Origin of the sequence: Streptomyces pristinaespiralis (genome assembly GCF_001278075.1) — a bacterium.
GTDB classification, from domain to species: Bacteria; Actinomycetota; Actinomycetes; order Streptomycetales; family Streptomycetaceae; genus Streptomyces; species Streptomyces pristinaespiralis.
In genome coordinates this window covers 5,539,054-5,565,757 of the sequence record NZ_CP011340.1, presented here as the reverse complement: position 1 = coordinate 5,565,757, position 26,704 = coordinate 5,539,054, and the positions used below count along the sequence as shown (strand labels likewise).

Annotated in this window: 25 protein-coding genes; 16 read left to right on the top strand and 9 right to left on the bottom strand. The window is 72.4% G+C overall.

What is annotated here, in order from left to right; translation table 11 throughout:
* Positions 1-219: 219 nt before the first annotated feature.
* A complete protein-coding gene (locus tag SPRI_RS23740) occupies positions 220-639 on the top strand; it encodes a DUF4259 domain-containing protein (RefSeq protein ID WP_005317344.1) in 420 nt (139 codons plus the stop codon).
* A gap of 109 nt (positions 640-748) precedes the next feature.
* Positions 749-1,165 carry a YybH family protein gene (locus SPRI_RS23735; RefSeq protein ID WP_005317341.1) on the top strand — a complete coding sequence of 139 codons (417 nt, stop codon included), beginning with the start codon at positions 749-751 and terminating at the stop codon, positions 1,163-1,165.
* A 191-nt stretch (positions 1,166-1,356) separates the two neighbouring features.
* Here the strand turns inward: SPRI_RS23735 and SPRI_RS23730 are convergent, their stop codons facing one another.
* Both SPRI_RS23730 and SPRI_RS23725 read right to left on the bottom strand, forming a co-directional pair.
* Positions 1,357-2,103 (bottom strand): ABC transporter permease, encoded by a 747-nt coding sequence (locus tag SPRI_RS23730; protein ID WP_310650505.1) that lies wholly within the window; start codon positions 2,101-2,103, stop codon positions 1,357-1,359.
* A gap of 2 nt (positions 2,104-2,105) precedes the next feature.
* Complete coding sequence (locus SPRI_RS23725; protein WP_005317334.1) at positions 2,106-3,041, bottom strand: ABC transporter ATP-binding protein; 936 nt, start codon at positions 3,039-3,041, stop codon at positions 2,106-2,108.
* Between the two features lie 108 nt (positions 3,042-3,149).
* On the opposite strand from SPRI_RS23725, the gene SPRI_RS23720 reads away from it, so the two are divergent.
* Together SPRI_RS23720 and SPRI_RS23715 are read left to right on the top strand one after the other, a co-directional pair.
* Entirely contained in the window at positions 3,150-4,337 is a 1,188-nt protein-coding gene (locus SPRI_RS23720) for a sensor histidine kinase (RefSeq protein ID WP_005317331.1), read from the top strand.
* Positions 4,338-4,341: 4 nt separating this feature from the next.
* A complete protein-coding gene (locus tag SPRI_RS23715; protein ID WP_037774612.1) occupies positions 4,342-4,992 on the top strand; it encodes a response regulator transcription factor in 651 nt (216 codons plus the stop codon).
* A gap of 463 nt (positions 4,993-5,455) precedes the next feature.
* On the opposite strand, the gene SPRI_RS23710 is transcribed toward SPRI_RS23715, so the two are convergent.
* The 3 genes from SPRI_RS23710 to SPRI_RS23700 form a co-directional block, all read right to left on the bottom strand.
* Positions 5,456-7,138, bottom strand: a complete 1,683-nt coding sequence (locus SPRI_RS23710; protein ID WP_053557271.1) for a thiamine pyrophosphate-binding protein — start codon at positions 7,136-7,138, stop codon at positions 5,456-5,458.
* Positions 7,135-8,106 carry an agmatinase gene (gene speB / locus SPRI_RS23705; RefSeq protein ID WP_005317323.1) on the bottom strand — a complete coding sequence of 324 codons (972 nt, stop codon included), beginning with the start codon at positions 8,104-8,106 and terminating at the stop codon, positions 7,135-7,137. Before speB ends, SPRI_RS23710 begins: the two co-directional genes overlap by 4 nt.
* A gap of 62 nt (positions 8,107-8,168) precedes the next feature.
* Positions 8,169-9,644 (bottom strand): sodium:solute symporter family protein, encoded by a 1,476-nt coding sequence (locus SPRI_RS23700; RefSeq protein WP_005317321.1) that lies wholly within the window; start codon positions 9,642-9,644, stop codon positions 8,169-8,171.
* A 181-nt stretch (positions 9,645-9,825) separates the two neighbouring features.
* On the opposite strand from SPRI_RS23700, the gene SPRI_RS23695 reads away from it, so the two are divergent.
* The 5 genes from SPRI_RS23695 (at position 9,826) to tesB (ending at position 14,687) form a co-directional block, all read left to right on the top strand.
* Entirely contained in the window at positions 9,826-11,241 is a 1,416-nt protein-coding gene (locus tag SPRI_RS23695; protein WP_238996249.1) for a PucR family transcriptional regulator, read from the top strand.
* 104 nt (positions 11,242-11,345) lie between these two features.
* On the top strand, positions 11,346-11,828 hold the full coding sequence (locus SPRI_RS23690; protein WP_037774609.1) for a hypothetical protein: 483 nt from the start codon (positions 11,346-11,348) through the stop codon (positions 11,826-11,828).
* 195 nt (positions 11,829-12,023) lie between these two features.
* The gene (locus SPRI_RS38125; RefSeq protein WP_005317300.1) at positions 12,024-12,470 is read left to right on the top strand and encodes a hypothetical protein; all 447 of its coding nucleotides are present in this window, start codon (positions 12,024-12,026) and stop codon (positions 12,468-12,470) included.
* A 176-nt stretch (positions 12,471-12,646) separates the two neighbouring features.
* Entirely contained in the window at positions 12,647-13,804 is a 1,158-nt protein-coding gene (locus tag SPRI_RS23680; RefSeq protein ID WP_005317299.1) for an acyl-CoA dehydrogenase family protein, read from the top strand.
* A gap of 10 nt (positions 13,805-13,814) precedes the next feature.
* Positions 13,815-14,687, top strand: a complete 873-nt coding sequence (tesB, locus tag SPRI_RS23675) for an acyl-CoA thioesterase II (RefSeq protein WP_005317298.1) — start codon at positions 13,815-13,817, stop codon at positions 14,685-14,687.
* A 229-nt stretch (positions 14,688-14,916) separates the two neighbouring features.
* Here tesB and SPRI_RS23670 read toward each other — a convergent pair whose 3' ends face one another.
* A complete protein-coding gene (locus SPRI_RS23670) occupies positions 14,917-15,984 on the bottom strand; it encodes a sensor histidine kinase (RefSeq protein ID WP_053557270.1) in 1,068 nt (355 codons plus the stop codon).
* Positions 15,981-16,661, bottom strand: coding sequence for a response regulator (locus SPRI_RS23665; RefSeq protein ID WP_234020419.1), 681 nt, complete (start codon positions 16,659-16,661; stop codon positions 15,981-15,983). Before SPRI_RS23665 ends, SPRI_RS23670 begins: the two co-directional genes overlap by 4 nt.
* Before the next feature lie 153 nt (positions 16,662-16,814).
* Between SPRI_RS23665 and SPRI_RS23660 the strand changes: the two genes are divergently transcribed.
* Positions 16,815-17,108 carry a hypothetical protein gene (locus SPRI_RS23660; protein WP_037774607.1) on the top strand — a complete coding sequence of 98 codons (294 nt, stop codon included), beginning with the start codon at positions 16,815-16,817 and terminating at the stop codon, positions 17,106-17,108.
* A gap of 92 nt (positions 17,109-17,200) precedes the next feature.
* Here SPRI_RS23660 and SPRI_RS23655 read toward each other — a convergent pair whose 3' ends face one another.
* Together SPRI_RS23655 and SPRI_RS23650 are read right to left on the bottom strand one after the other, a co-directional pair.
* Positions 17,201-17,989 carry a phosphatase gene (locus SPRI_RS23655; protein ID WP_005317293.1) on the bottom strand — a complete coding sequence of 263 codons (789 nt, stop codon included), beginning with the start codon at positions 17,987-17,989 and terminating at the stop codon, positions 17,201-17,203.
* A 175-nt stretch (positions 17,990-18,164) separates the two neighbouring features.
* The gene (locus tag SPRI_RS23650) at positions 18,165-18,758 is read right to left on the bottom strand and encodes an SACE_7040 family transcriptional regulator (protein WP_037774606.1); all 594 of its coding nucleotides are present in this window, start codon (positions 18,756-18,758) and stop codon (positions 18,165-18,167) included.
* 88 nt (positions 18,759-18,846) lie between these two features.
* Between SPRI_RS23650 and SPRI_RS23645 the strand changes: the two genes are divergently transcribed.
* The 6 genes from SPRI_RS23645 (at position 18,847) to SPRI_RS23620 (ending at position 26,642) form a co-directional block, all read left to right on the top strand.
* The gene (locus tag SPRI_RS23645) at positions 18,847-20,463 is read left to right on the top strand and encodes a carboxyl transferase domain-containing protein (protein ID WP_005317287.1); all 1,617 of its coding nucleotides are present in this window, start codon (positions 18,847-18,849) and stop codon (positions 20,461-20,463) included.
* A 19-nt stretch (positions 20,464-20,482) separates the two neighbouring features.
* A complete protein-coding gene (locus SPRI_RS23640; RefSeq protein WP_050791738.1) occupies positions 20,483-22,468 on the top strand; it encodes an acetyl-CoA carboxylase biotin carboxylase subunit in 1,986 nt (661 codons plus the stop codon).
* Positions 22,465-23,409: a hydroxymethylglutaryl-CoA lyase gene (locus SPRI_RS23635; RefSeq protein WP_005317278.1), complete on the top strand. Its 945-nt coding sequence runs from the start codon at positions 22,465-22,467 to the stop codon at positions 23,407-23,409. The genes SPRI_RS23640 and SPRI_RS23635 overlap by 4 nt, the downstream gene beginning before the upstream one ends.
* A 7-nt stretch (positions 23,410-23,416) precedes the next feature.
* On the top strand, positions 23,417-24,577 hold the full coding sequence (locus SPRI_RS23630) for an acyl-CoA dehydrogenase family protein (RefSeq protein ID WP_005317276.1): 1,161 nt from the start codon (positions 23,417-23,419) through the stop codon (positions 24,575-24,577).
* A gap of 179 nt (positions 24,578-24,756) precedes the next feature.
* The gene (locus SPRI_RS23625; RefSeq protein ID WP_005317272.1) at positions 24,757-25,788 is read left to right on the top strand and encodes an ABC transporter substrate-binding protein; all 1,032 of its coding nucleotides are present in this window, start codon (positions 24,757-24,759) and stop codon (positions 25,786-25,788) included.
* A gap of 2 nt (positions 25,789-25,790) precedes the next feature.
* Positions 25,791-26,642, top strand: coding sequence for a siderophore-interacting protein (locus SPRI_RS23620; RefSeq protein ID WP_005317270.1), 852 nt, complete (start codon positions 25,791-25,793; stop codon positions 26,640-26,642).
* Positions 26,643-26,704 lie beyond the last annotated feature (62 nt).

The following is a 26,704-nucleotide window of genomic DNA, read 5'->3' as shown; positions in this document are numbered from 1 at the left end:
TTCCGGTTTTCCGGGGCCGCGACGTAAGGAACGCGCCGCGTCGGCCGGCCGCCGTTCCGGGCCGACTGTCGGTGCTCCCTGTCACGATGTCGGTGCGTCACGGAACGCAGAGGACCGAGACGTCATCAACGAGCGGTCCGCCGGGCGGACGACGGACCCGACCACCGGCCGGAGGACCGGCCGACCACACGACCAGCACGAGGGCACACGGGGGACACCATGGGAACCTGGGACATCGGCCACTTCGACAACGACACCGCGGCGGACTTCTCCGGCACGCTGGACGACGCCGCCGAGAGCGAGCGTCCCGGCATCCTGCGCGAGGTGCTGCTGCGGGTGGCCGGAACCGACGACTACCTGGACAGCGACGAAGCGGCCGAAGCGGTGGCCGCCGCGGCGCTGATCGCCGCGCAGTGCCCCGGCGGGGAGGCGGTGACGACGCCCTACGGTCCGGACGAGCCCGTCCCCCCGCTGCCCGCCGACCTGCGGAAGCTCGCGGTCGAGGCACTCGACCGGACGCTCAGTGAGCCGTCGGAGCTGGTGGAGCTCTGGGACGAGACCGACGCCGGTCCGGCGTGGCGGGCGGGCATAGCCGGCCTACGGCAGGTGCTGGCGGCAGCCGGCCCTTCTCAGGGCTGACGCGGAGCCGGACCTCGTGGGACCGGATCTGCGATGAATCGTGCCCTGCCGGGGAGTCTGTCCTTGTACGGGGTACCGCACCACCCACCGGCACAGGGAGTGAATCGCCATGGCCGACGACGAAGCAGAGATCCGGAACCTGATCGAGCGATGGGCCGACGCCGTTCACCGGGGTGACCTGCCGGACGTTCTCGCGGATCACACGGACGACATCGTGATGTTCGACGTGCCGCCGCCGCATGACGGTGTCCGGGGCATCGAGGCCTACCGCGACACGTGGCCGCCGTTCTTCGAGTGGCAGTCGCAAGGTGCCTCCTTCGAGATCGTGTCACTGGACGTCACGGTCGGCGGGGAGGCCGCATTCGCGTACGCGCTTCTGCGCTGCGGCACGCCCGAGGAACTGGCGGAGCACCCCGAGAGCCGCCTGCGGCTCACCGTCGGGCTGCGCAAGGAGAACGGTCGGTGGGTCGTCGCGCACGAGCACCACTCGTTCGCGGACACCACCACTGACAGTGGCGGCACATGAGGGGCCTTCCGCCGCCTCTCGGCCGGGCGGCCGTGAGGCCGGGCGGCCGTGAGGCCGTGAGGCCGTGAGGCCGTGAGGCCGTGAGGCCGTGAGGCCGGACCATGCACAAGGACCACGAGGACCCGGAGGCCGGTGACCCCAGCAGTCGTCGGGCGGCCGGCGGCCGCTCATGGCGCGCCGCCGGGCCGTCCTCAGGCGTCCCGTCGCGCCAGCCGCCGGCCGCCGACCCACAGCGCCGCCGCCACCCAGAGCACCAGCACGCCCGTCCCCGTCCAGGCGTTCAGAGGACCGTCCGGGTTCTGGAGCAGGATCTGCTGGCCCGCGCGGTCCGGGAGGAAGTCCACCCAGCCGCCGCCCTGCGATACGTCTCCGAGCACGAACGACAGCATCAGCAGGAACGGGATCAGGATGCCCATGACCGCGGGCGCGCTGCGCAGCACCGCCGCGAGCCCGGCTGCGAACAGGGTGATCAGCGCCAGGTAGAGGCCGCACCCCACCACGGCCCGCAAGGCGCCCGGCGTGCCTATGCTCACGCCGCGGTCGCCCAGGGCGGCCTGCCCGAGGACGAAACAGGTCGCACTTGTGACCAGACCGACGGCGAGCGCCAGCAGGCCCACGACCGTGAGCTTGGCCCCGTAGAACATGCCCCGGCGCGGGACGGCGGTCAGTGATACGCGGATGGCTCCGGCCCGGTACTCACCGGCGACGGCGATCGAGCCGAAGCAGATGGCCGCTATCTGGCCGAAGTTGAGGCCGAAGAACGAAGCGCGGACGGGGTCGAAGCCAGCCTCGGCAGCCTCCTCGGCGCCGACTGTCGCGCACATCAGGACCGAGAAGCAGGTGGTGGCCACGAAGACGGCGGAGAGCGTGACGCACTGGGAGCGCACGGACCGGATCTTCAGCCACTCGGAGTGCAGTACGGGGACGAGGGACGTCATGGTCAGGCCTCCTGGGCAGCAGCGGCGGGCCGGGCGGTCGTGTACTCGGCCTCATCGGCCGTGAGAGCGAGGTACGCGTGCTCCAGCGAGGGCTCCTCGCCGGCCAGTTCGAGAATCGGGATGCCCTCCTCGGCGGCGAGCGGCCCGATGTCCTCGACGCGGGCACCCTCGACGGTCCACCGGCCGTCCTCACCCTCTGCCGGGTGCAGTCCCCTCGCCGTGAGGAGTGCGCGCAGCCGGTCGGCTTCGGTGGTGCGCAGCCGGACCCGTGGTGTCGTCCACGCGTCGATGAACTCCCGCATAGCGGTGTCGGCGAGCAGCCGGCCCCGGCCGAGCACCACCAGGTGGTCGGCGAACGAGGCCGTCTCGCTCATCAGATGGCTGGAGACGAGGACGGCCCTGCCCTCGTCGGCCAGCTCCCGCACCAGCTGCCGGATCCAGATGATGCCTTCGGGGTCCAGCCCGTTCGACGGCTCGTCCAGCATCAGCACCGCCGGGTCGCCTAGCAGGGCCGCCGCTATACCGAGCCGCTGGCGCATGCCGAGCGAGTACGTCCTGATGCGGCGGCCCGCGGCGCTCGCGATGCCTGCCTGTTCCAGCACGTCGTCCACGCGCCGCGCCGGTATCCGCGCCGTCGCGGCGAGGATGCGCAGATGGTCCCGGCCGGTGCGGGAGCCCATGGCCGCCTGCGCGTCGAGCAGGGCTCCCACGTGACGCAACGGCTCGTCGATCTCCGCGTACGCGCGGCCGCCGATGGTGGCCGTGCCCGACGTGGGCCGGTCCAGGCCGAGGACGAGGCGCATGGTCGTCGACTTCCCGGCGCCGTTCGGACCGAGGAAGCCGGTGACCTTGCCGGGGCGGACGCTGAACGTGAGCCCGTCCACGGCGCGCCTGTCGCCGTAATCCTTCGTGAGTTGTGTGACGTCGATGCTGGTCATGGCATCAGCCTCGCCGTCGGGCCCGGCCGGCGGCCTCCCCCGCCGGAGGAGATCGTCTCCCCCATGAGAGGGAGCCGTCACGGCCCGTGCCGCTGGCACGATGACGGAATGCTCCACGCATCCCGCTTTCTGCGTCCGCTGACCCGCCGGGTCACCTACACCCGCTGGCTGCATCTGTTCATCGGCACCGTCGTCCTGGGCGTGTGGCTGTTCATCGACACGTCGCACCTGTACGTGCCGGTGCTCGCGCTCGGCCTGCTCGGGTTCGTCCCGGCGATGCGGCTGGTGGAGGGGCTGCAGGCCCGGCTCCTGCTGTCGCCGTACGGGTACAAGGACGACACGTCAGGTATCGCCGTCTCGTCGTCGGTCACCTGGGCGGACCGGTGGCGGACGGCCCTCTGGCTGGAGATACGCCTCGGCCTCGGCCTGTTCACGGGGATGCTGACGGTGAATCTGCTCGGCGCATCGGTCGACCTGGCCCGCTTCGCGGGTGGCGAGCAGCCCGAGTCGGACTCCGTCGTCCCGCTGCCCTCAGGCGACGGCCACTGGTGGTACGCGCTGCTGGCGCCACTGCCCCTCGCGGTGCTCCTCGCCGCCGTGGTGGGCCTCGGGGAGCTGATCAACGCCATCGCCCTGCGCCTTCTGGGCACGTCAGCGGCCGAGCGGCTCACCGCCTTGGAGGAGCGCACCGAACAGCTGCTGGAGCGGAACCGCATCGCCCGGGAGTTGCACGACTCGATCGGGCACGCGCTGACCGTGGCGGTGGTGCAGGCGGGCGCGGCGCGGGCCGCGGGGGACGCCGAGTTCACCGAGCGGGCTCTGGCGGCGATCGAGGAGACGGGCCGCGCGGCGCTGGACGACCTGGAGCGGGTGCTGGACGTGCTCCGCGAATCGGGCCAGCCGGTCGGCAGCCGCCCCACGCTCGCCGACGCCGACCGGCTGCTGGAGTCGGCGCGGGCGTCGGGTGCGGAGGTGCGGGCCGAGGTGACGGGTCCGCTGACGCTCGTACCGGGGCCGGTGTCACGGGAGGGGTACCGCATCGTCCAGGAAGCGCTGACGAACGTGCTGCGGCACGCGGGCCCGGTGCCCACGCGGGTGCGGATCGCCGTCAGCGACGGCCGGCTCGACCTGGAGGTCGTCAACTCGCTGACCGCCCCGGTCACTCCTGCCGCTCGCGGCAGTGGGCTGCGCGGTATACGGGAGCGTGCGGCGCTGCTCGGCGGAAAGGCCACGACCGGTCCGCACGAGGACAGTTGGAGGGTCAAGGTGGGGCTGCCGCTCGACGGCATACGCTGATTGGGTGCCGATCACCGTGCTGCTTGTCGACGACGAACCTCTCGTACGGGCGGGGCTGCGTGCCGTGCTGGAGGCCCAGCCGGACATCGAAGTGGCCGGCGAGGCCGCAGACGGGGCCTCGGTGATCCCGCTGGTGCGGCAACTGCGGCCGGATGTAGTGGCGATGGACGTTCGGATGCCGCTGATGGACGGCATCGAGGCGACCCGTGCCGTGCTGCGCACGGTCGACGACCCACCGAAGATCCTGGTGGTCACGACCTTCGAGAACGACGAGTACGTGTACGAGGCGCTGCGCGCGGGCGCCGACGGGTTTCTGCTCAAGCGGGCCCGCCCGGCGGAGATCGTGCACGCGGTGCGGCTGGTCGCCGAGGGAGAGTCGCTGCTGTTCCCTGCGGCCGTGCGGTCACTGGCCGCCGAGTACGGCAATTCGGCGGCCCGCACGGCGATGGAAAGGGCCGCGCTGACCGAGCGGGAGGCAGCCGTGCTGCGGCTGATGGCACGCGGGCTCTCCAACTCGGAGATCGCGGCGCAGTTGTTCGTCGGCACGGAGACCGTCAAGACCCATGTCAGCGCGGTGCTGGCCAAGCTGGGCGCGAGGGACAGGACACAGGCGGTCATCGCCGCCTACGAGTCGGGCTTCGTCGCACCGGCCTGACCCGGCTCCGCCGCCCGGCGAGGGGGGGCGCGGGTGGCGGAACCGGGACGGTTACCGGCAGGCCGATACCGCACGGCACGGGGCGCAGGCTTCCCCAGTGGCCCGGGACCTGAGACGGACACGGGCCCCGCCGCGTGCTTCCCCGGTGCCCGGTCGAAGGGACGGAGCACGGCGCCCGGCCGCGGGCCCAGCCCGTCCCGTCCGGCCGGCCCCGGGCCTCACCGTCGCGCCCGCCCGGCGCCCGGCCGCGGGCGGGCCCAACCTGTCACCCCCGCCCGGCCGCGGGCGGGCCCAGCCCGTCACCCCCGCCCCGCCCCGGGCTTCACCGTCACGCCCCCTGGCCGGCCGACGACCCCGCCCGGCCCCGGGCCTCTCCGGGCGCCCCCGCCCCCGGCCCAGCGTCACTTCCGGCCGGCTCCAGCCCCGGCCGGGCCCCGGCCCGGCACCGCCTCCGCGCCGGTCGTCACAGGTGCGTCGGGGCGAACATGCGCAGCAGCGCCGGGAGGACGACCACCGACGGGCCCGGCCTGGCGAAGGCCTTGGCCAGGTCCTCCGACAGGGACTCGGGGCTCGTGCGGACCGCGGGCACACCGAAGGACTCGGCCAGCGCCACGAAGTCCGGGCGGGCCAGCTCGGTCGCGGTGGCCTCGCCGAAGGCGTCCGTCATGTACTCGCGCAGGATGCCGTAGCCGCCGTCGTCGACGATCAGCCACGTGACCGGCAGGCCGTACTGGCGGGCGGTGGCCAGTTCGGCGAGGGAGTACATCGCGCCGCCGTCGCCGGAGACGGCGAGGACGGGCCGGGAAGGGTCGGCGGCGGCCGCGCCGAGGGCGGCCGGGAAGCCGTAGCCGAGGCCGCCGGCGCCCTGGGCCGAGTGCATGGTGTTGGGTCTGCGGGCGTCGAAGGCCGACCAGGCCCAGTAGGCCAGGATCGTCATGTCCCAGAAGCTGGGCGAGTCGTCGGGCAGCGCCTCACGCACGGAGGCGAGGATCCGCTGCTCCAGGGTGAGTTCCTGGGAGTCGATGCGGGCCCGGACCGCCTCGAGTACGTTCCGCACGGACGTGGCGGCCGACGGGTCCTCGCGGTCCGACACCGTCTCGAGCAGGGCGGACAGTGCGAGGCGCGCGTCCGCGTGGATGCCGAGCGCCGGGTGGTTGGACTCCAGCTTGCCGAGGTCCGCCTCGATCTGGATCACCCGGCCGCGCGGCGCGAACGTGTGGTAGTTCGAGGACAGTTCGCCGAGGCCGGAGCCGACGACGAGCAGCACGTCCGCCGATTCCAGGAAGTCGGTCGTGTGGCGGTCCTCCAGCCAGGACTGGAGGGAGAGCGGGTGCTCCCAGGGGAAGGCGCCCTTGCCGCCGAAGGTGGTGACGACCGGCGCGTCGAGCTTCTCGGCGAGCGCTAGCAGCTTGCCGGACGCGTCGGAGCGTACGACTCCACCGCCCGCGACGATCGCCGGCCGGGTGGCGTTCGACAGCAGGTCGGCGGCGACGGCGGTCAGTTCGGGCCGAGGCACGACGTCGTCGGGCGTGGCGTCCATGGCGGTGACGACCGGGAGGGTGGTCGCGGCGAGGAGGACGTCCTGCGGGATCTCGACCCACACGGGTCCGTGCGGGGCGGTCAGCGCCGACTCCCAGGCGGCCGCGATCGCGGACGGGATCTGGGACGCGGTGCGCACGACGTGCACGGACTTGACGATGTCGCGGAACGACGCCTGCTGGTCGCGCAGTTCGTGCAGATAGCCGTGGCGGCCGCCGCCGAGCCCGGCGGAGGGCACCTGGCTGCCGATCGCCAGCACCGGCGCCGACGCCGCGGCCGCCTCCTGGAGCGCGGCCAGGGACATCAGTGCGCCCGGCCCGGTCGACAGCAGCAGCGGTGCCGCTTCGCCGGTGATCCGGCCGTAGGCGTCGGCGGCGAAGCCGGCGTTGTTCTCCACGCGCAGGCCGACGTAGCGCAGGGACGATCGACGCAGGGCGTCGAACATGCCGAGCGCGTGCTGGCCCGGCAGGCCGAAGACCGTCGTCGCGCCGAGTCCGGAGAGGGTCTCGACGACGAGGTCGCCGCCGTTGCGTCCGGCAGGCGGGGCGAGGGCTGCCTCGGTCTGGGCCGCGGTGGGGCGCAGCACCAGGTCGTGGTCGTGGGTCACCGCGTCTTCCTCGCGTCCGCGATCTGCCGGGACATGATCGTGGTGAGCTCGTACGCGGTGTGCGACGCGGCGACGGAGGTGATCTCGGCGTGGTCGTAGGCCGGGGCCACCTCGACGACGTCGGCGGAGACCAGGTTGCAGGACGCGAGGCCGCGCAGGATCTCGAGGAGTTCGCGGGAGGTCATGCCGCCGGCCTCGGGGGTGCCGGTGCCGGGGGCGTGCGCCGGGTCGAGGCAGTCGATGTCGATGGAGATGTACAGCGGGCGGTCCCCGATGCGCTGCCGCAGCTGGTCGGCGACCTCGTCGGCGCCCCGGCGGTAAACGTCGGCGGAGGTGACGATGCCGAAGCCCATCTTCTCGTCGTCGGTGAGGTCCTGCTTGCCGTACAGCGGGCCGCGGGTGCCGACGTGGGACAGCGCCTCGGTGTCGAGGATGCCCTCCTCGACAGCGCGGCGGAACGGGGTGCCGTGGGTGTACTCGGCGCCGAAGTAGGTGTCCCAGGTGTCGAGGTGCGCGTCGAAGTGCAGCAGGGCGACCGGTCCGTGCTTCTTGGCGACGGAACGCAGCAGCGGCAGGGCGATGGTGTGGTCGCCGCCGAGCGTCATCATCCGGGCGCCGGTTCCGAGCAGGTCGTCGGCGGCGGCCTCGATGGTGTCGACGGCCTCGTTGATGTTGAACGGGTTGGCCGCGATGTCACCCGCGTCGGCGACCTGGGCGAGCGCGAAGGGCGAGGCGTCCTGCGCCGGGTTGTACGGGCGCAGGAGCCTCGACGCCTCACGGATGGCGTTGCCGCCGAAGCGCGCACCGGGACGGTAGGAGACCCCGGAGTCGAAGGGGACGCCGACGACGGCGACGTCGGCGCGGCCGACCTCGTCGAGCCGGGGCAGCCGGGCGAACGTGGCGGGTCCGGCGTACCGCGGGATGCGGGAGGAGTCGACGGGGCCGCGCGGCTGCTCGTTGCTGCTCATGTGACATGCCTTCTTTCTTGCGCTTCGTTGCGCTTAAGCCGTTTTAAGAAGCTTGTACGACTTTAGCTGTGGACCGGGGCGGCCTCGGCGGCCGGGGCCTTGGGCTCCGTGTCGCCGCCGCGGCCGGCCAGCCGCTCACGCCAGTGGGCGAGCACGGCCGGGTCGGTGGGCCGGGTGGCCAGGCTGACGGCCACGTACGCGGCGAGGGAGGCGAGCAGGCCGTAGTAGACGGGCTGGTTGGCCAGGATGCCGTACGCCGCCATGAGGCCGATCACCGAGAGGCCGCCGACGGCCACCGCGGCGAGCGCTCCCTGCACGGTGCCGCGCTTCCACAGCAGGCCGCCGAGGATGGGCACCAGCAGGCCGCCGACGAGCAGGTTGTAGGCGACGGTGAGGGCCTGGACGACGTCGCCCAGGGCGATGGCGATGAGGATGACGCCGACGCCCATGATCAGGATGAAGACGCGGTTGCCCTTGACCTCGTCGTGGTCGCCCTCCGCCTTGGCGGTGAGGCCGCGCAGCCGGGACCAGATGTCGTTGTTGGCGACGGTGGCGCAGGCGATGAGCGCGCCGGAGGAGGTGGACATGACGGCGGCGAGCGCGGCGGCCAGCACCAGGCCGCGCACACCCATCGGCAGCTCGTCCTTGACGATGGTGGCGAAGGCGTCGTCGGCGCTGGGCAGCTTCGGGTAGATCACCTTGGCCGCCGTGCCGATGACGGCGCCGGCGAGGGCGTAGACGAGGCAGTAGGTACCGGCGACGGTGCCGCCCCACTTGGCGACCTTGTCGGTGCGGGCCGTGAAGACCCGCTGCCAGATGTCCTGTCCGATGAGCATGCCGAACGTGTAGATCAGGACGTACGTGAAGATCGTCTCGCCGCCGATGCCGAGGGGCTCGAAGTACGCGGTCGGCAGCGCCGCCTTCATCTCGGCGAATCCGCCCGCCTTGACGACGGCGATGGGCAGGAGCAGAAGCAGCACGCCGATGGTCTTCACCACGAACTGCACCATGTCGGTGATCGTGATGGACCACATGCCGCCGAGGGTCGAGTACGCGACGACGATCGTGCCGCCGAGAACGATCGCGGCGGTCCGGGGCAGGTCGAAGAGGACGTCGAAGATCGTGGCGTAGGCGATGGTCGAGGTGACGGCGAGCATCAGCGTGTACGCCCACATGACGACGCCCGAGATCACACCGGCCCTGCCGCCGTAGCGCAGGTCGAGCATCTCGGAGACCGTGTAGACCTTCAGTCGGGCGATCCGCGCGGAGAAGAAAACGGACAGCGCGAGCAGGCCGAGGCCGATGGTGAAGACCATCCAGGCGCCCGAGAGGCCGTACTTGTAGCCGAGTCCGACGCCGCCGATGGTGGACGCGCCGCCGAGGACGATGGCGGCCATGGTTCCGGAGTACATCCAAGGGCCGAGGCGGCGGCCCGCGACCAGGAACTCGCTCTTGGACCTGGCGCGGCGCATGCCCCACCAGCCCATCGCCAGCATGCTGGCCAGGTACAGGACGATGACTGCGTAGTCGACGGCCATGGGCCCTCCTCTGCTCACCTCAGTGGCGTGTCGTGCGGGGAAAGGTGCCAGGGCCGATCGCGGGGACATCCGCCCGTACCCGCTGCCGCTGGACGGCATGACAGTAGGTGGCCGGAAAGAGACGCTGAAGTGTACGTTTCATCCACTGCTCGCACGATGGATGTACGAAGGATCCACCGCCATGTCCGCTCAGGAGCCCGCATCCACGCCGCCGGCGCCACCGGTCCCGCTCGCCGCCCTGCTCGCCCGCCGGGACCTCGGGCTGCGGCTCCTCACGGGCCCCGAGGACGCCGCCGTGCACTGGGTGCACACCTCGGAGATGGCGGACCCGTATCCGTACCTGCTCGGCGGTGAACTGCTGCTGACGGCGGGCGTACAGCTCAACGACCCGGCACGGTACGTGGAACGGGTGGTCGGGGCCGGTGCGGCGGCCCTCGGCTTCGGCGTGGCCCCGGTGTACGACACCGTCCCCGCGGAGCTCGTCGAGGCGTGCACGCGCCTCGGCCTGCCGCTGGTCGAGGTGCCGCCGCAGACTCCGTTCACGGCGGTGGCCCGGGCACTGTGGCGGCTGATGGCCCAGGCGCGCCTCCAGGAACTGCGGCGGGTGACCGAGGCGCAGCAGTCGCTGGCGACGGCCGCGGCCCGGCCGGCCCCGGTCCCGGCGGTGCTCGGCGCGCTGGCCTCACGGCTCGGCGGACGTGCGGTGCTCTTCGCCCCGGACGGTACGGAGTCGGCGGCCGCGGGCCGCTCGGTCCCGGACGCGGCGAGCCGGGCGCTCGCGGATCTGGCGGGGGTGGTGGGGCCGCGCCCGGGCGGACCGGCGTCGGCGAGCGGGGACGGCGGGGGGCTGCGGCTCGCCGCGTACGCGCTCGGCGGCGCCGACGGCCTGACGCTGGGGGTGGCGTCCGAGACCCATGAGCCGGGGAACCACACGATCGCCGGGGTGGCCGTCGTCCTGCTCTCACTGCTGACGGCCCCGCGACGGGGCGCGGATTCCGCGGTACGGGACGCGGCCCTGGTCCGCCTTCTCCTCGGCGAGGGCCCCGCCGAGGCGGCGCGCTCCCTCGACCCCGGCCCTTGGACAGTGGTCCACGCCCAGGGCGGCGACGGCACCCCGTTCGCGGCGGCCGCGCTGGCGGCGACGCTGGGCACCTCCCTGGTCGAGACGTCCGACGGCACGACGGTGCGGCTGCTGCTGCCCGCGAGCACGGCCGTCGTGGCGCAGCCGGACTGGACGATCGGGGTCAGCGCCCCCGCAGAGGCGCGGGACCTCGCCCTCGCCGATACACACGCGGCGCAGGCGCTGCGCCGTGCGCTCGCGACGCGCAAACCGCTGGTGCGCCACCGCGAACCCGGCCCGCTGACCCCCAAAGACGCCCGCGCGCGTCTTGCCCCGCTCGCGGACTCCCCCGCACTCGTCGAGACGCTGCGGACCTGGCTCTCCCTGCACGGCAGTTGGGACCGCACCGCCGCCGCGATGGACATCCACCGCAACACCGTGCGCCAGCGCATCGGCCGCTGCGAGACGCTGCTGGCCGCGGACCTGGACGACGTGGACGTCCGGATGGAGCTGTGGTTCGCGCTGCGGCAGGGGTAGGTGGCCCGGCGTCCACGGTTCCGTGACAAGTCCACGACCGGCGAGGCCGAAAGCTGTCGGCACGCACCAATCCGCTTCCCCGACAGGTGTGTTGCAATTCCCGCATGGTCACTCCTGCTGACGGAACCAGGGTTCTCGACCCGGACGGGCCCGAGCGCCGCCTGCGCGCCGAGATCGAGCGGTTACGGGAGGAGGCGACGCACCAGAAGCGACTGGCCCACCGCCGGGCCGAGTTCTGGACCAAGGCCCACATCGTCCTGGGCTTCCCGGCAGCCCTCCTCGCCGGTACCGCCGGAGCCGCCGGCCTCGCCACGGCGGACGCCCGCATCCCCGCCGCACTTCTCGCCCTCGCCTCCGCCGGCTTCGCGGCCGGGGCGGGCTTCCTCCGCAGCGACGTCCGCTGCCGTGCCAACAAGCGCGCCCGGCACGCGTGGGCGGCCCTGGAAGGGCGCGCCACGGTGAAACTCGCTCGTGAGCGGTTGTCCGCCGAGGATCTCGCCGAACTGCTCGACCACCGCCAGGCGGCACTGTCGGCCTACGACGCGGAGGACCCCCAGCCGGGGTCGTCGCCGGCGCTGCCGGGCTGACAACCCCATGCGGGCGCGAGCACGTCCTGCCCGTAGTAGCGATAGCCGTGGCCGCCGAACACGGCTCGGAACGGGCGGACCGGAAGCGCTCCGGGCAAACAAGAGCGGCCCCGAAACGTTGACCGGCCGGGGAGGGCCGCCGTAGCGTTCATCGCACATACGGACAAATAACCCATTGGCCGGATCGGGGATCCTATGTACGCAACCCGCCGCAGGACCGGCACGCTCGCCGGCACCGCCGTTCTGGTGACCTGCCTGCTCTCGACGCTCTCCGCCTGCGGGGCGGAGGCGTCCACCCCCCGATCACCGGCCGGCCCTCCCGCGGTCTCCTTGCAGGTCGGTACCTCCTCGCTCGGGAAGGCCCTCGCGACCCAGGCAACGGCGCAGCACGCGGCGGCCCAGAACGCCTCGGCGGAAAAGGCCGCGGCGAAGGTGTGCACCACGGATCCCGCCGACCGCCCGAACTGCCTCAACCCGGGAGGGACGATCGACCCCCAGGGCGGGGACATCGACGGTGACGGCGTGTTCGAGCAGAACGAGCCGGTCGGCCCCGGATACAAGGACCCCCGCGCCTACGACGGCGGCAGGACGTCCGGCGAAACACAGTGCGCGTGGCTGCGCTCGCAGGGCATCGCCTGCTGAGGGCGCCCGAAGCGCGACAACGACAGCGCCCCGGCCGTGCGGCCGGGGCGTTGTCACGCGCGTACGTGCTCAGCATCACTATGGACACTTTCAACAACTCCCCGGTAACTTAGGCTGAGCAAGCGCTTAGCCATGTGCAGCGTGCCCACACAGTCACAGTCACCGAGGAGGCGTCCGTGCGCCGGACCGTATTCAACGAGGACCACGAGGCGTTCCGGGACACCATCCGCGCCTTCATCGAGGCCGAGGTCGTCCCCGTCTACGACGAGTGGTTCGCTGCCGGCCAGGCGCCGCGCGACTTCTACCACAAGCTCGGTGAGCTGGGCATCTTCGGCATCAACGTGCCCGAGGAGTTCGGCGGCGCGGGCCTGGACACGCACAAGTTCGAGGCCGTCCTCTACGAGGAGACCTCCCGCGCGGGCGTCCAGTTCGGCGGCTCCGGCGTGCACGTGCTGCTCGCCCTGCCCTACATCAAGCTGCTCGCCACCGATGAGCAGAAGAAGCGCTACCTGACGAAGTTCGTCACCGGCGAGGAGATGTGGGCGCTGGCGATGACCGAGCCGGGCACCGGCTCCGACGTCGCGGGCATGAAGACCACCGCCAAGCTCTCCGAGGACGGCACGCACTACGTCCTCAACGGCGCCAAGACCTTCATCACCGGCGGCGTGCACGCCGACCGTGTGATCGTCTGCGCCCGCACGTCCGCCCCGCGCGAGGACGACCGCCGCTTCGGCATCTCCCTGTTCGCCGTGGACACCAAGTCCGAGGGCTACTCCGTCGGCCGCAAGCTGGACAAGCTGGGCCTGCGCACCTCCGACACCGCCGAGCTGGCCTTCGTCGACGTCAAGGTGCCGGTCGAGGACCTGCTCGGCGAGGAGAACAAGGGCTTCTACTACCTCGGCCAGAACCTGCCGTCCGAGCGCTGGGGCATCGCGTTCGGCGCGTACGCCCAGGCCAAGGCCGCCGTCCGGTTCGCCCAGCAGTACGTGACCGACCGCACGGTCTTCGGCAAGCCGGTCGCCTCGTTCCAGAACACCAAGTTCGAGCTGGCCGCCTGCCAGGCAGAGGTGGACGCCGCGGAGGCCGTCGCCGACCGCGCGCTGGAAGCGCTGGACGCCGGCGAGCTGACCGCCGCCGAGGCCGCTTCCGCGAAGCTGTTCTGCACCGAGGTCGCCCACCGCGTGATCGACCGCTGCCTCCAGCTGCACGGCGGCTACGGCTACATGAACGAGTACCCGATCGCCCGCCTGTACGCCGACAACCGCGTCAACCGCATCTACGGCGGCACCAGCGAGGTCATGAAGTCCATCATCGCCAAGTCGATGGGCCTGTAGGTTCCCTGACGTGAACCAAGCGCTCGACGAACTGCTCGATCTGCTCGACCTGGAGCAGATCGAGCAGAACATCTTCCGGGGAAGTTCCCGTTCGGCCGTGGTCCCCCGCGTCTTCGGCGGCCAGGTCGCCGCGCAGGCGCTGGTCGCCGCGGGCCGGACGGCCCCGGCGGACCGCACCGCGCACTCCCTGCACTCGTACTTCCTGCGCATGGGCGACCCGGGCGCCCCGATCGTCTACACGGTCGACCGCATCCGCGACGGACGGTCGTTCACGACCCGCCGGGTGGTCGCGGTGCAGCACGGCCAGCCGATCTTCCACCTCTCCGCGTCGTTCCAGACGCCCGAGGAGGGCCTGGAGCACCAGGCGGAGATGCCCGACGCGCCGGACCCGGAATCGCTGCCGACGGCCGCCGAGCTGCTCCCGCGCTACGCGGACCGCTTCGTCGACCCCGGCGTGGTGGACCGGCTCCTCGAGGCACGCGCGGCGGTCGACCTCCGTTACGTGGACGAGCCGCCGTACGCCACGGCGGGCCGGCCGCGCGAGCCGCGTTCCCAGGTCTGGTTCCGCGCGAACGGCAAGCTCGCCGACGACTCCCTGCTGCACGTCTGTCTCGCGACGTACGTCTCCGACATGACGCTGCTCGACTCGGTCCTGCTCGCCCACGGGCGGGGCGGCTGGGCGGTCGGGGACGTCGTGGGAGCGTCGCTGGACCACGCGATGTGGTTCCACCGGCCGTTCCGGGCCGACGAATGGCTCCTGTACGACCAGCAGTCACCGTCCGCCTCCGGCGGCCGGGGCCTGGGCCAGGCCCGTATCTACACCCAGGACGGGCAGCTGGCGATCTCGGTCATCCAGGAAGGCGTGGTCCGCGTCCCGCGCTGACCACGCACGACGCACGCCCCGGCCGGCGGTCAGGCAGCCGGGGCGTGCGCCGTTGAACACCACCTTCGACGCGTCACCGCGTCGCCTTCCGTCTCCACGCCGGGCAGCGCCCGGGCGCGCGGGCGAACGGGACACCCACGGCACGGTGTCACCGGGCTCGAGGTCAGGGGCCGGGTCGTTGCGGTCGTTGCGCCGAGCCCGGTCCCGTCCGGGCACCGGCGGGTTCCGCTCACGCAGCGGGGGCCGCCGGCACCGGCAGTGTCGCGGCAAGGGCGAAGCCGCCGGCAGGGGTCGGGCCGGCCGTGAGGGTGCCCCCGAGGGCCGCCGTGCGGGTGCGCAGGCCGGAAAGGCCGTGACCGCCGGGGTCAGGGGGCGGACAGGGGCCGGGCGGCGGGTCGTTGTGCACGGCGACGAGCAGGGAGGGGCCGGTGCGGCGCACCGTCACACGGGCGGCGGCGCCGGGGGCATGCCGACGGATGTTGGTCAGCCCTTCCTGGACGATGCGGTAGGCGGCGTGCTCGACCGCCGGAGGGCAGTCGCCCGGTTCCAGGTGCACCGCCTCGACGAGGTCGCGCGCCGCCTCGAGAAGCTCCGGGAGCTGCGCGAGGCCCGGACCGTCGTGGCGGATGGCCCGCCGCAGGTCGGCCGCGGCGCGGCGGCTGAGCTCACCGAGGGCCGCGGCCTCCTCCCGGTACGGGGCCGAGTCGGCGGTCGCGGCGAGCCCGCTGCAGCGCAGGCTGATCAGGCTCAGGTGGTGGGCGGCCGTGTCGTGGACGTCCCGGGCCAGCCGTTCGCGTTCCCGCAGGGCGGCCTGCTCGGCGGCGTAGCTGCGCTCACGTTCGCGGGAGAGCGCCAGTTCGGCGAGGCGGGCGGCGAGTTCGGCGCGGGCGCGGCCGAGCAGGCCGAGGGCGGCGGGGGCGACGGCGAGCAGCCCGGCCAGCAGGACGCCGAGGGTGGTCTCCGGCAGCGACCAGGCGTATCCGTCCAGGTCCCGCCACGGCACGAACGCCACGACGGCGACGGCGGCCGACGCGGCGACCACCTCGCTGCGGCGGCGCTCGGACGCGGCGAGGGCGTGCAGCGCGCACATGGCGGGCAGCCACAGCACGCCGGTGGCGAGCGTCGGCAGCGTGAGGGCGAAGACCGTACGGGGGAAGCGCCCGCGCAGGACGAGCAGGCCCGCCACGGCGAGCGCGCCGATGGCCATCCAGTCCTCCAGCCAGACCCGGGTGGCCAGCGCCTCCGCGACCGCGGCGGCGACGACGAGGGCCTGACCGGCCCAGTACCGGGCGCTCATGCCGGTCCCTGTCCGCCCGTGGCGCGGTGGACGACCGCGGCGAGGCCGACCCGGCTGGTGACGGCGAGCTTCCGCTTCAGTGCGCCGATGTGCGTCTTGACCGTGGTCACTCCCATACCGAGGTGCGTGGCGATGTCGGTGTTGGACAGGCCGGCCGCGATCAGGGTGAGGACCTCGTGCTCCCGTGGGGTGAGAGCGGCGAGGTCGTCGGAGCTCCGGGGAGGCGTGGGAGCGGGGACACCGGCCGTGCACCGGGCCAGTACGGCGGCGCTGCCCGGCGGTGTGCAGATCACCCCGCCCGCGGCGAGGAGGCGCACCGCGTCGACGAACAGGCGCGGTTCCGTGGTCTTGAGGAGGAAGCCGGACGCGCCGTCCCGCAGGGCGCGCTCGACGTGGTCGGCGCGGTCGAGGGCGGTGAGCATGGCCACGACGGGCGGGGCGGGCAGTGCCCGCAGGGTCCGCAGCACGTCGAGGCCAAAGGCTCCCGGCATGTCGATGTCCAGCAGGACCACGTCGGGGGCGAGCCGCCGGGTCGCCTCGAGGGCGTCGGCGCCGTCGCAGGTGGCGGCCACGGTGACGGCGTCGGCCGAGTCGAGGAGCCGTTGCAGCGCGGTGCGTACCAGTTCCTCGTCGTCGACGACGAGCACACGCACCGGCGGCCTCAAGTCGTAGTGCAAAGGTCGTCCTGTGGTCTGAGCGATGGCGTGCCTGCTGCTGCGAGCCTGGATGCAGATCCTAGGACGCCACAAGCGCCCGTCCGGATCCCCCGGGGGCTGACCATCCCCCGGGACCACGCTGCCCGGGCCGCCGGGCCGTCGCCGGAGGGATCAGTGAGTGCGGTGCCGCAGGCCGAGGAGGAACCGTCGTACGCCGATGAGCCGGCGCACGACGCGGCCGGCACCGCGGCCTGGGCGGATGCCTCGCCCGGCACCCGGGCGGTATGGACCGTCGGCGGAGCCGTACTGATCGTCGGCTCGGTGGTGCTGTTCCTGATCCTGCGCGAGCGGTTGATCGACCTCGGGACCGGATGGCGGTACGTCCTGGCGCTGGCCCTGCGGGGCGCGCTTTCCCTGCTGCTGCTCACGGGGACGTACTGCGTGGTGCGGGGCCTCTGGCGCCGCTGACCCCGGCGGGGGTCGCGGCGGGGCCGCGGTGGGGGCCGCGGCGAGGTCCAGGACGTGATGCCGGCGGCGGCCGCAGGGGGCCACCGCCGGTGTCACAGCTCGTGGGTGAGGCCCGCCGCGTCGAGCAGGTACGCCGTCATCGGGTCGTAGAAACGCGGATCGGTCACGTGGTCGTCGAGGGGGACGGTGACCTGGAGGGTGCCCTCCGCCTCGCCGATGAACAGCGCCGGGTCGTTGCAGTCCGCGTATCCGATGGAGTCCAGCCCGCGCTGGCCGGCGCAGCCCGCCCAGCCGTGGTCGGCGACCACGAGATCGGGCAGCGGCCTGCCCTCGTGCGCCATGGCGTCCAGGATCGCGGCCATCGGGGCCGGCGAGTGGGTGTGCCACAGGGTCGCGCCGCGCTCCAGCATGGCGACGTCGGCGAACTGGAAGACCATGCCCTCGTCGGCGATCAGACCGCCCGGGATCCGCACGATCTCGCAGCCGGCCGCCCGCAGCGCGGCGGCGGTGGCGCGGTGCACGTCCAGCAGTCCGCCGGGGTGCCCGGTCGCGAACAGCACCCGCTCCTTCGCGTCGGCCGCCTTGCGCAGCCGGGCGGCCATGCGCTCGAGCGCGTCGACGGTCAGCTCGGGGTCGATGGTGTCCTGACCCTGCCGGTGTCCGGGGTCGTCGCTGACACCGCACCGCTCCGCCATGACGGCCAGCACGTCCTGCTCGTCGCTCCAGCGGTCCCCGAGCTCCAGGCCGAGCCAGAAGTGCCGGTCGCCGTTGGCGAGCTTGCGGTAGTGGGCGAGGTTGTTGTCGCGCGGGGTGGCGACGTCTCCCGCGATACGTGAACGGACGAGGTGGTCGACGAGAGCGGCACGGCTGGGTATCGGCATGGACCCATTGTGCCGTGGGATGAGCGGAGCGTGTCGACCGTATTGCCCGCTGGGACGTGCCCCACAGCCCTTGGGCGCGCCGCGCGCCGGTGCGCCCCACGGCCCCGCGAGCCTGGCGCGCGCCGGTGCGCCCCGCAGCGCGCCCCGGGCAGCATGGTGCGCGCCGCTGTGGCCGTCAGCCCGCGAGCGAGGCCAGCGCCCCGTGTGCCAGACGGCGCAGCAGGTCCTCCGTCGCCGCGCGGCCGAGGGGCCCGCCACCGTTCGCCCCGAGGTGCGGGGTGGAGTTCAGCAGGCCGAAGACCGCGTGCACCGCCGCCCGCGCCTCGGACTCCGCGACCTCCGGGTGGAGCTCGCGGACCACGGTCACCCACAGCTCCACGTACTGGCGCTGGAGCTGGCGCACCAGCTTGCGGTCACTGTCCCGGAGGCGGTCCAGCTCCCGGTCGTGCAGGGTGATCAGGGGGCGGTCGTCGAGGGCGAAGTCGATGTGACCGTCGATGAGCGACGCGAGCACCGACTCCGGCCCGGTGCCCGCCTCCTCGACCCGCAGCCGTCCGCCGTCCAGGAGTCGCTCACTGATGCCCACCAGCAGCTCCGCCAGCATGGCGTCCTTGCCCGCGAAGTGGCGGTACAGACCGGGGCCGCTGATGCCGACCGCGGCTCCTATCTCGTCGACGCCCACGCCGTGGAAGCCGCGCTCTGCGAAGAGGCGGGCGGCCTCCTTGAGGATCTGCTCACGGCGGGTCGGGGCCGCGGTCCTGGTGCTCATGAACATTCATTCTAGACAGGGCGGTTAGCGGTCGTTAACCTTGACGCAATACGTTAACGCTCATTAACCGAGCAAGGGAGCTCGATCAATGCAGCAGGCACCAGTGCTGGCGAGCGCCGCGGATCCGGCCTCCGAGGCCTGGCAGGCCAATGAGGCGGCACACCAGGAGCTCGCCGACGGTCTGCGGTCCCGTCTCGCGGCGGCCCGCCTCGGCGGCGGCGAGAAGGCACGCGCCCGCCACACGGCGCGCGGCAAGCTGCTGCCCCGGGAGCGGGTGGACACCCTGCTCGACCCGGGGTCGCCGTTCCTCGAGCTGGCACCCCTCGCGGCCGAGGGGATGTACGGGGGGCAGGCCCCTGCCGCCGGCGTGATCGCCGGTATCGGCAGGGTCAGCGGCCGTGAGGTCGTGGTCGTCGCCAACGACGCCACCGTCAAGGGCGGCACGTACTACCCGATGACGGTGAAGAAGCACCTGCGGGCGCAGGAGGTGGCGCTGGAGAACCGCCTCCCCTGTGTCTACCTGGTGGACTCGGGCGGCGCGTTCCTGCCGATGCAGGACGAGGTCTTCCCCGACCGCGACCACTTCGGGCGCATCTTCTACAACCAGGCCCGGATGTCCGGCGCGGGGATCCCGCAGATCGCCGCGGTGCTGGGCTCGTGCACGGCGGGCGGCGCGTACGTCCCGGCGATGAGCGACGAGGCCGTGATCGTCCGCAATCAGGGCACCATCTTCCTGGGCGGCCCGCCGCTGGTGAAGGCCGCGACCGGCGAGGTCGTCACGGCGGAGGAGCTCGGCGGCGGTGAGGTCCACTCCCGCGTCTCCGGTGTCACCGACCACCTGGCGGAGGACGACGCGCACGCGCTGCGGATCGTCAGGAACATCGTGGCGACGCTGCCGCCGCGCGGCCCGCTGCCCTGGCAGGTCGAGCCCGCCGAGGAGCCTAAGGTCGACCCGGCGGGGCTGTACGGCGCGGTGCCGGTCGACTCCCGCACGCCGTACGACGCCCGCGAGATCATCGCCCGCGTCGTGGACGCGTCCCGCTTCCAGGAGTTCAAGGCCGAGTTCGGCCAGACGCTGGTCACCGGCTTCGCCCGGATCCACGGCCATCCGGTCGGCATCGTCGCCAACAACGGCATCCTCTTCGCCGAGTCCGCCCAGAAGGGCGCGCACTTCATCGAGCTCTGCGACCAGCGCGGCATTCCCCTCCTCTTCCTGCAGAACATCTCCGGCTTCATGGTCGGCAAGGACTACGAGGCGGGCGGCATCGCCAAGCACGGCGCCAAGATGGTCACCGCGGTGGCCTGCACCCGGGTGCCGAAGCTGACCGTGGTCGTCGGCGGTTCGTACGGCGCCGGCAACTACTCGATGTGCGGCCGGGCGTACAGCCCCCGCTTCCTGTGGATGTGGCCCAACGCCAAGATCTCGGTCATGGGCGGTGAGCAGGCCGCGTCCGTGCTGGCCACCGTCAAGCGCGACCAGCTCGAGGGCCGCGGAGAGCAGTGGTCCGCCGAGGAGGAGGAGACCTTCAAGGACCCGATCCGCGCCCAGTACGAACAGCAGGGCAACGCCTACTACGCGACGGCCCGCCTCTGGGACGACGGCGTGATCGACCCGATGGAGACCCGGCAGGTGCTGGGGCTCGCTCTGACCGCCTGTGCCAACGCCCCGTTGGGAGACGCCGGCTTCGGCGTCTTCCGGATGTGAGGGACCTTCCACGATGACGATGTTCGACACCGTTCTGGTGGCCAACAGGGGCGAGATCGCCGTACGGGTCATCCGCACCCTGCGGTCCCTCGGCGTGCGCTCCGTGGCCGTCTTCAGCGACGCCGACGCCGGGGCGCGCCATGTGCGCGAGGCGGACACGGCCGTCCGCATCGGCCCGGCGCCGGCCGCCGAGAGCTACCTCTCCATCGAGAGGCTGCTCGACGCCGCGACCCGCACCGGCGCGCAGGCCGTGCACCCGGGCTACGGCTTCCTCGCGGAGAACGCGGGCTTCGCCCAGGCCTGTGCGGAGGCGGGGCTGGTCTTCATCGGCCCGCCGCCCTCCGCCATCTCCCTCATGGGCGACAAGATCCGCGCCAAGGAGACCGTGAAGGCGGCCGGCGTCCCGGTCGTGCCCGGATCGTCCGGCAGCGGGCTGAGCGACGAGGAACTGGCCGCCGCCGCACGCGAGATCGGCATGCCGGTGCTGCTCAAGCCCTCGGCGGGCGGCGGCGGAAAGGGCATGCGCCTCACCCGGGTGGAATCCGCCCTGATGGACGAGATCGCGGCGGCCAGGCGTGAGGCACGTGCCTCCTTCGGCGACGACACGCTGCTCGTCGAGCGGTGGATCGACCGCCCGCGGCACATCGAGATCCAGGTGCTGGCCGACGGCCACGGCAATGTGGTCCACCTCGGCGAGCGCGAGTGCTCGCTCCAGCGCCGTCACCAGAAGATCATCGAGGAGGCGCCGTCCGTCCTGCTGGACGAGGCGACGCGCACCGCGATGGGTGAGGCGGCCGTGCAGGCAGCCCGCTCCTGCGGCTACCGCGGCGCGGGCACGGTGGAGTTCATCGTGCCCGGCACGGACCCGTCGCAGTACTACTTCATGGAGATGAACACCCGTCTCCAGGTCGAGCACCCGGTCACCGAGCTGATCACCGGACTGGACCTGGTCGAGTGGCAGTTGCGGGTCGCGGCCGGCGAGCGGCTGGCGTTCACGCAGGACGACGTCACCCTCACGGGCCACGCGATCGAGGCCCGGATCTGCGCGGAGGACCCCTCCCGCGGCTTCCTCCCCTCCGGGGGGACGGTCCTGAGGCTCCGGGAGCCGCAGGGCGAGGGGGTACGCACCGACTCGGGCCTCAGCGAGGGCTCGGAGGTCGGCAGCCTGTACGACCCGATGCTGTCCAAGGTCATCGCCTACGGCCCCGACCGGCCGACCGCCCTGCGCAAGCTGCGCGCGGCCCTGGCCGACACGGTGACGCTCGGCGTCCCGACGAACGCCGGCTTCCTGCGACGTCTGCTGGCCCACCCGGCGGTCGTCGCCGGCGAGATGGACACCGGCCTCGTGGAGCGCGAGGCGGAGGGCCTGGTCCCGGTCGGCGTGCCGGACGAGGTGTACGAGGCCGCGGCGGCGGTCCGGGCCGCCGCTCTGGCACCGCGCCCGGACGGCGCCGGCTGGACCGACCCGTTCTCCGTGCCGAGCGGCTGGCGGACGGGCGGCGAACCGGCCCCGCTGGCCTTCCCCTTGCGCGTGCCCGGCTCGGACCCGGTCGACCACGCCGTCCGCCGGCAGGCGACGCCCCGGGTGGAGGCGCACACGGTCTCCGTGGAGGTGCACGGCGTCACGCACACCTTCCACCGGGCGGGCGACTGGCTCGGCCGGGACGGCGACTCCTGGCACGTGATGGACCACGACCCCGTCGAGGCGTCCCTGAGCGGCGCCGCCCGTTCGGGGGTGGACACCCTCGCGGCGCCGATGCCGGGCACGGTCACCGTCGTCAAGGTCGCCGTGGGTGACGTGGTGGCCGCCGGGCAGAGCCTGCTCGTGGTCGAGGCCATGAAGATGGAGCACGTGATCTCCGCCCCGCACGCGGGGACCGTCACGGAGCTCGACGTCGTCGCGGGCTCGACCGTCGCCATGGACCAGGTGCTCGCCGTGGTCACCCCGGAAGAGACCGGGGAGACCGGGGAGAGCGGCACGACCGGCGGGGAGGCGACGGCATGACCGGTACCGAAGGACTGCCGATGACCGTCCACGGCCGGGGTCTTCCCGACCGTGTGCGCATCCACGAGGTCGGTCCCCGTGACGGCCTGCAGAACGAGAAGTCGGTGGTGCCGACGGAGATCAAGGCGGAGTTCATCCGCCGCCTCGCCGCATCGGGGCTGACCACCGTCGAGGCGACGAGCTTCGTCCACCCCAAGTGGGTGCCCCAACTGGCCGACGCGGAGAAGCTGTTCCCGATGGTGAGCTCCCTCGCCGGTGTGCGGCTGCCGGTCCTGGTCCCCAACGACCGGGGCCTGGACCGGGCGCTCGGCCTCGGCGCCCGCGAGGTCGCCGTGTTCGCCAGCGCCACGGAGTCCTTCGCCAAGGCCAATCTCAACCGCACGGTCGACGAGGCGCTCGCCATGTTCGAGCCGGTCGTGACGCGGGCCGTGGAGCACGGACTGCGGGTGCGCGGCTATCTGAGCATGTGCTTCGGCGACCCGTGGGAGGGCCCGGTCCCCCTCGCGCAGGTCGTCCGCGTCTGCCGACGGCTGGTCGACATGGGCTGCGACGAGCTGAGCCTCGGCGACACGATCGGTGTCGCCACGCCCGGCCATGTGGCGGCCCTGCTGACCGAGCTGGGCGGCGCCGGGGTCCCGGTCGACCGGCTCGCCGTGCACTTCCACGACACGTACGGCCAGGCCCTCGCCAACACCCTCGCCGCGCTCCAGCACGGCGTCGGCGTCGTCGACTCGTCCGCGGGCGGCCTCGGCGGCTGCCCGTACGCGAAGAGCGCGACCGGGAACCTCGCCACCGAGGACCTCGTGTGGATGCTTCACGGCCTCGGCATCGAAACCGGGGTCGATCTCGGCCGGCTCACCGCCACGAGCGTGTGGATGGCCGAACAACTGGGCCGCCCCAGCCCTTCCCGTACCGTCCGCGCCCTCTCCCACAAGGAGTGACCCCCTGATGTCCCTGGATCACCGGCTGTCCGCCGAGCACGAGGAACTCCGCCGTACGGTCGAGCAGTTCGCCCACGACGTGATAGCCCCGAAGATCGGCGACTTCTACGAGCGGCACGAGTTCCCGTACGAGATCGTCCGCGAGATGGGCCGTATGGGCCTGTTCGGGCTGCCCTTCCCCGAGGAGTACGGGGGCATGGGCGGCGACTATCTGGCCCTCGGTATCGCCCTGGAGGAGCTGGCCCGCGTCGACTCCTCCGTGGCCATCACGCTGGAGGCCGGCGTCTCGCTGGGCGCGATGCCGATCCACCTCTTCGGCACCGAGGAGCAGAAGCGGCAGTGGCTGCCGCGGCTGTGCTCCGGTGAGCTGCTGGGCGCCTTCGGCCTGACGGAGCCTGACGGCGGCTCCGACGCCGGCGGCACCAGGACCACCGCCGTACGGGACGGCGACGAGTGGGTCATCAACGGCTCCAAGTGCTTCATCACCAACTCGGGCACCGACATCACCGGTCTCGTCACCGTCACCGCGGTGACGGGCCGCAAGGAGGACGGGCGTCCGGAGATCTCCGCGATCATCGTCCCCTCCGGGACGCCGGGGTTCACGGTGGCCGCCCCTTACTCCAAGGTCGGCTGGAACGCCTCCGACACGCGTGAGCTGTCCTTCGCCGACGTGCGTGTCCCGGTCGCCAACCTGCTGGGCCAGGAGGGCCGCGGGTACGCGCAGTTCCTGCGCATCCTCGACGAGGGCCGCATCGCGATCTCCGCGCTGGCGACCGGCCTGGCGCAGGGATGTGTGGACGAGTCCGTGAAGTACGCGCGGGAGCGGCACGCGTTCGGCAGGCCGATCGGTTCGAACCAGGCCATCCAGTTCAAGATCGCGGACATGGAGATGAAGGCCCATATGGCGCGCGTCGGCTGGCGGGACGCGGCGTCGCGACTGGTGCACGGCGAGCCGTTCAAGAAGGAGGCGGCCGTCGCCAAGCTGTACTCGTCGACGGTGGCGGTGGACAACGCCCGTGAGGCGACCCAGATCCACGGCGGCTACGGCTTCATGAACGAGTATCCGGTGGCCCGTATGTGGCGCGACTCCAAGATCCTGGAGATCGGCGAGGGCACCAGCGAGGTCCAGCGGATGCTGATCGCAAGGGAGTTGGGTCTCACCGGCTGACCTGGGACCCACGGCGGCGCGCGGCACCCTGACGGGGCCGCGCGCCGCCGCGTGTTCAAGGTCACGCCCCGCTCGAGCGCCGGGCGCCTGACCGGCCCTGGACAACTTCTGAGGTTAGGCTAACCTACCTTCAAAACCTGCCAGTGGCCTATTCGGCACGTACGAAAGCGGACACCACCATGCCCAACGCCCGAGCTTCCCATCTCACTCGACGAGGCCTGCTCTCCGCCGGCGGCGCCCTCGGGCTCGGCGTGGCGCTCGCCGCGTGCGGCCAGGAGACGAAGGGCAAAAAGGGCGACTCCGACAAGGCCGCCGCGAAGTCCGGCCCTTGGTCCTTCACCGACGACCGCGGCCAGAAGTCCGAGTCGAAGGCCGCCCCGAAGAACATCGTCGCCTTCACCGGCACCGCCGCCGCCCTGTTCGACTACGGGGTCGAGGTCACCGGCGTGTTCGGCCCGACCAAGACCGCCGACGGCAAGGCCGACGTCCAGGCCGGCGACATGGACATCAGCAAGGTCGAGATCCTGGGCAACGTCTGGGGCGAGTTCAACGTCGAGAAGTACGCGGCCCTCGCGCCGGAGCTCCTGGTGACGGACATGTGGGAGAAGGACGCCCTCTGGTACGTGCCGGACCAGTCCAAGGACAAGATCCTCAAGCTGGCCCCGAGCGTCGCCCTGTGGGCCGCCCAGATCAACATGCCGGGCGCCCTCCAGCGCCGCGCGGACCTCGCGGAGTCCCTGGGCGCCGACATGAAGGCCAAGAAGGTCACCGACGCCAAGGCCCGCTTCGAGAAGGCCGCGGAGCGGCTGCGCCAGGCCGCCAAGGCCAAGCCGAACCTGAAGGTCCTCATCGGCTCCGGCAGCCAGGACCTCTTCTACGTCTCCGTCCCCAAGATGTCGGCGGACACGCTCTACTTCCAGGAGCTGGGCGTGAAGTTCGTCGAGCCCAAGCCGAACGCCCAGGGCTTCTTCGAGGAGCTCAGCTGGGAGAACGCCGGCAAGTACGACGCCGACATCATCATGCTCGACAACCGCACCGGCACCCTGCAGCCCGACACCCTGAAGGCCAAGCCCACCTGGGCCGGGCTCCCCGCGGTGAAGGCCGGTCAGGTCGTCCCGCGTGTCACCGAGCCGATCTACTCGTACGACAAGTGCGCGCCGATCCTCGAGGACCTCGCGAAGGCCATCGAGAACGCCAAGAAGGTCTCCTGACGATGACGACCGAGGCCGAGATCGCCCCGTTCCGTTTCTTCGACCTGCAGGTTGCGCGGACAAGGCGGCTCGGCCCGTCGCTCGTCCGCGTCACCTTCACGGGACAGACGCCGGACGGGCTGCGGGACTTCGTGGCCGGCGGCCGCGACCAGTCCCTGTCGCTGTTCCTTCCGCACCCGGGCCAGCCGGCCCCGGTCGTCCCCGTCGACGCGGGTGACGGCGGCGCCATCTTCGCCGCCTGGCGCGCGCTTCCCGACGACGTACGGGCGGTGATGCGCTCGTACACGGTCCGGGAACAGCGTGTCGAGGACGGCGAGGTGGACATCGACTTCGCCGTGCACGAGGACGGCGGACCGGCGTGCCGCTGGGCCCTGGCCGCCGAGCCCGGCCACAAGGTGATGGTGCTCGGCCCCGCGGTCGCCGACAACACCGGCGTGCGCTGCCGGCCGCCCGAGGACACCGACTGGGTGCTGATCTGGGCGGACGAGACGGCGCTGCCCGCCGCCTCGGCGATCCTGGAGTGGCTGCCCGCCGGCCGGAAGGCAAAGGTCTGGCTCGAGGTGCCGCACGCGGGTGACCGGCTGGCGCCGGCGACCGACGCGGACGCCGACATCACCTGGCTCGTCCGGGACGAGGGGGCGCCCTCGGCCGTGGAGGCCGTCGCCGACGCCGAGTTGCCCGAGGGCGTCGGCTACGCCTGGATCGCGGGCGAGTCCGGGAGCATCAAGGCGCTGCGGCGACACCTGGTGAACGACCGTGAGTTCGACCGCCGGAAGGTCACCTTCATCGGCTACTGGAAGCGCGGCGTGAGCGAGGACGGCCTCCGCGAGGAGCCCGAGGAAGCGGCCGAATGACGGTCGTCGGCTCCAACTGACCGTCACTCGACGGTCGTTGTGTGATCAACCCCATAACGGTT

Excerpts from the sequence above, each read along its gene's own strand:
- SPRI_RS38125 (WP_005317300.1), top strand. The coding sequence starts at position 12,024 with ATGTACGCAACCCGCCGCAGGACCGGCACGCTCGCCGGCACCGCCGTT.
- SPRI_RS23625 (WP_005317272.1), top strand. The coding sequence starts at position 24,757 with ATGCCCAACGCCCGAGCTTCCCATCTCACTCGACGAGGCCTGCTCTCC.
- SPRI_RS23635 (WP_005317278.1), top strand. The coding sequence starts at position 22,465 with ATGACCGGTACCGAAGGACTGCCGATGACCGTCCACGGCCGGGGTCTT.
- SPRI_RS23655 (WP_005317293.1), bottom strand. The coding sequence starts at position 17,989 with ATGCCGATACCCAGCCGTGCCGCTCTCGTCGACCACCTCGTCCGTTCA.
- SPRI_RS23640 (WP_050791738.1), top strand. The coding sequence starts at position 20,483 with ATGTTCGACACCGTTCTGGTGGCCAACAGGGGCGAGATCGCCGTACGG.
- speB (WP_005317323.1), bottom strand. The coding sequence starts at position 8,106 with ATGAGCAGCAACGAGCAGCCGCGCGGCCCCGTCGACTCCTCCCGCATC.
- SPRI_RS23630 (WP_005317276.1), top strand. The coding sequence starts at position 23,417 with ATGTCCCTGGATCACCGGCTGTCCGCCGAGCACGAGGAACTCCGCCGT.
- SPRI_RS23735 (WP_005317341.1), top strand. The coding sequence starts at position 749 with ATGGCCGACGACGAAGCAGAGATCCGGAACCTGATCGAGCGATGGGCC.
- SPRI_RS23695 (WP_238996249.1), top strand. The coding sequence starts at position 9,826 with ATGTCCGCTCAGGAGCCCGCATCCACGCCGCCGGCGCCACCGGTCCCG.
- SPRI_RS23740 (WP_005317344.1), top strand. The coding sequence starts at position 220 with ATGGGAACCTGGGACATCGGCCACTTCGACAACGACACCGCGGCGGAC.
- SPRI_RS23725 (WP_005317334.1), bottom strand. The coding sequence starts at position 3,041 with ATGACCAGCATCGACGTCACACAACTCACGAAGGATTACGGCGACAGG.
- SPRI_RS23730 (WP_310650505.1), bottom strand. The coding sequence starts at position 2,103 with ATGACGTCCCTCGTCCCCGTACTGCACTCCGAGTGGCTGAAGATCCGG.
- SPRI_RS23670 (WP_053557270.1), bottom strand. The coding sequence starts at position 15,984 with ATGAGCGCCCGGTACTGGGCCGGTCAGGCCCTCGTCGTCGCCGCCGCG.
- SPRI_RS23700 (WP_005317321.1), bottom strand. The coding sequence starts at position 9,644 with ATGGCCGTCGACTACGCAGTCATCGTCCTGTACCTGGCCAGCATGCTG.
- SPRI_RS23645 (WP_005317287.1), top strand. The coding sequence starts at position 18,847 with ATGCAGCAGGCACCAGTGCTGGCGAGCGCCGCGGATCCGGCCTCCGAG.
- SPRI_RS23690 (WP_037774609.1), top strand. The coding sequence starts at position 11,346 with ATGGTCACTCCTGCTGACGGAACCAGGGTTCTCGACCCGGACGGGCCC.
- SPRI_RS23650 (WP_037774606.1), bottom strand. The coding sequence starts at position 18,758 with ATGAGCACCAGGACCGCGGCCCCGACCCGCCGTGAGCAGATCCTCAAG.
- SPRI_RS23720 (WP_005317331.1), top strand. The coding sequence starts at position 3,150 with ATGCTCCACGCATCCCGCTTTCTGCGTCCGCTGACCCGCCGGGTCACC.
- SPRI_RS23620 (WP_005317270.1), top strand. The coding sequence starts at position 25,791 with ATGACGACCGAGGCCGAGATCGCCCCGTTCCGTTTCTTCGACCTGCAG.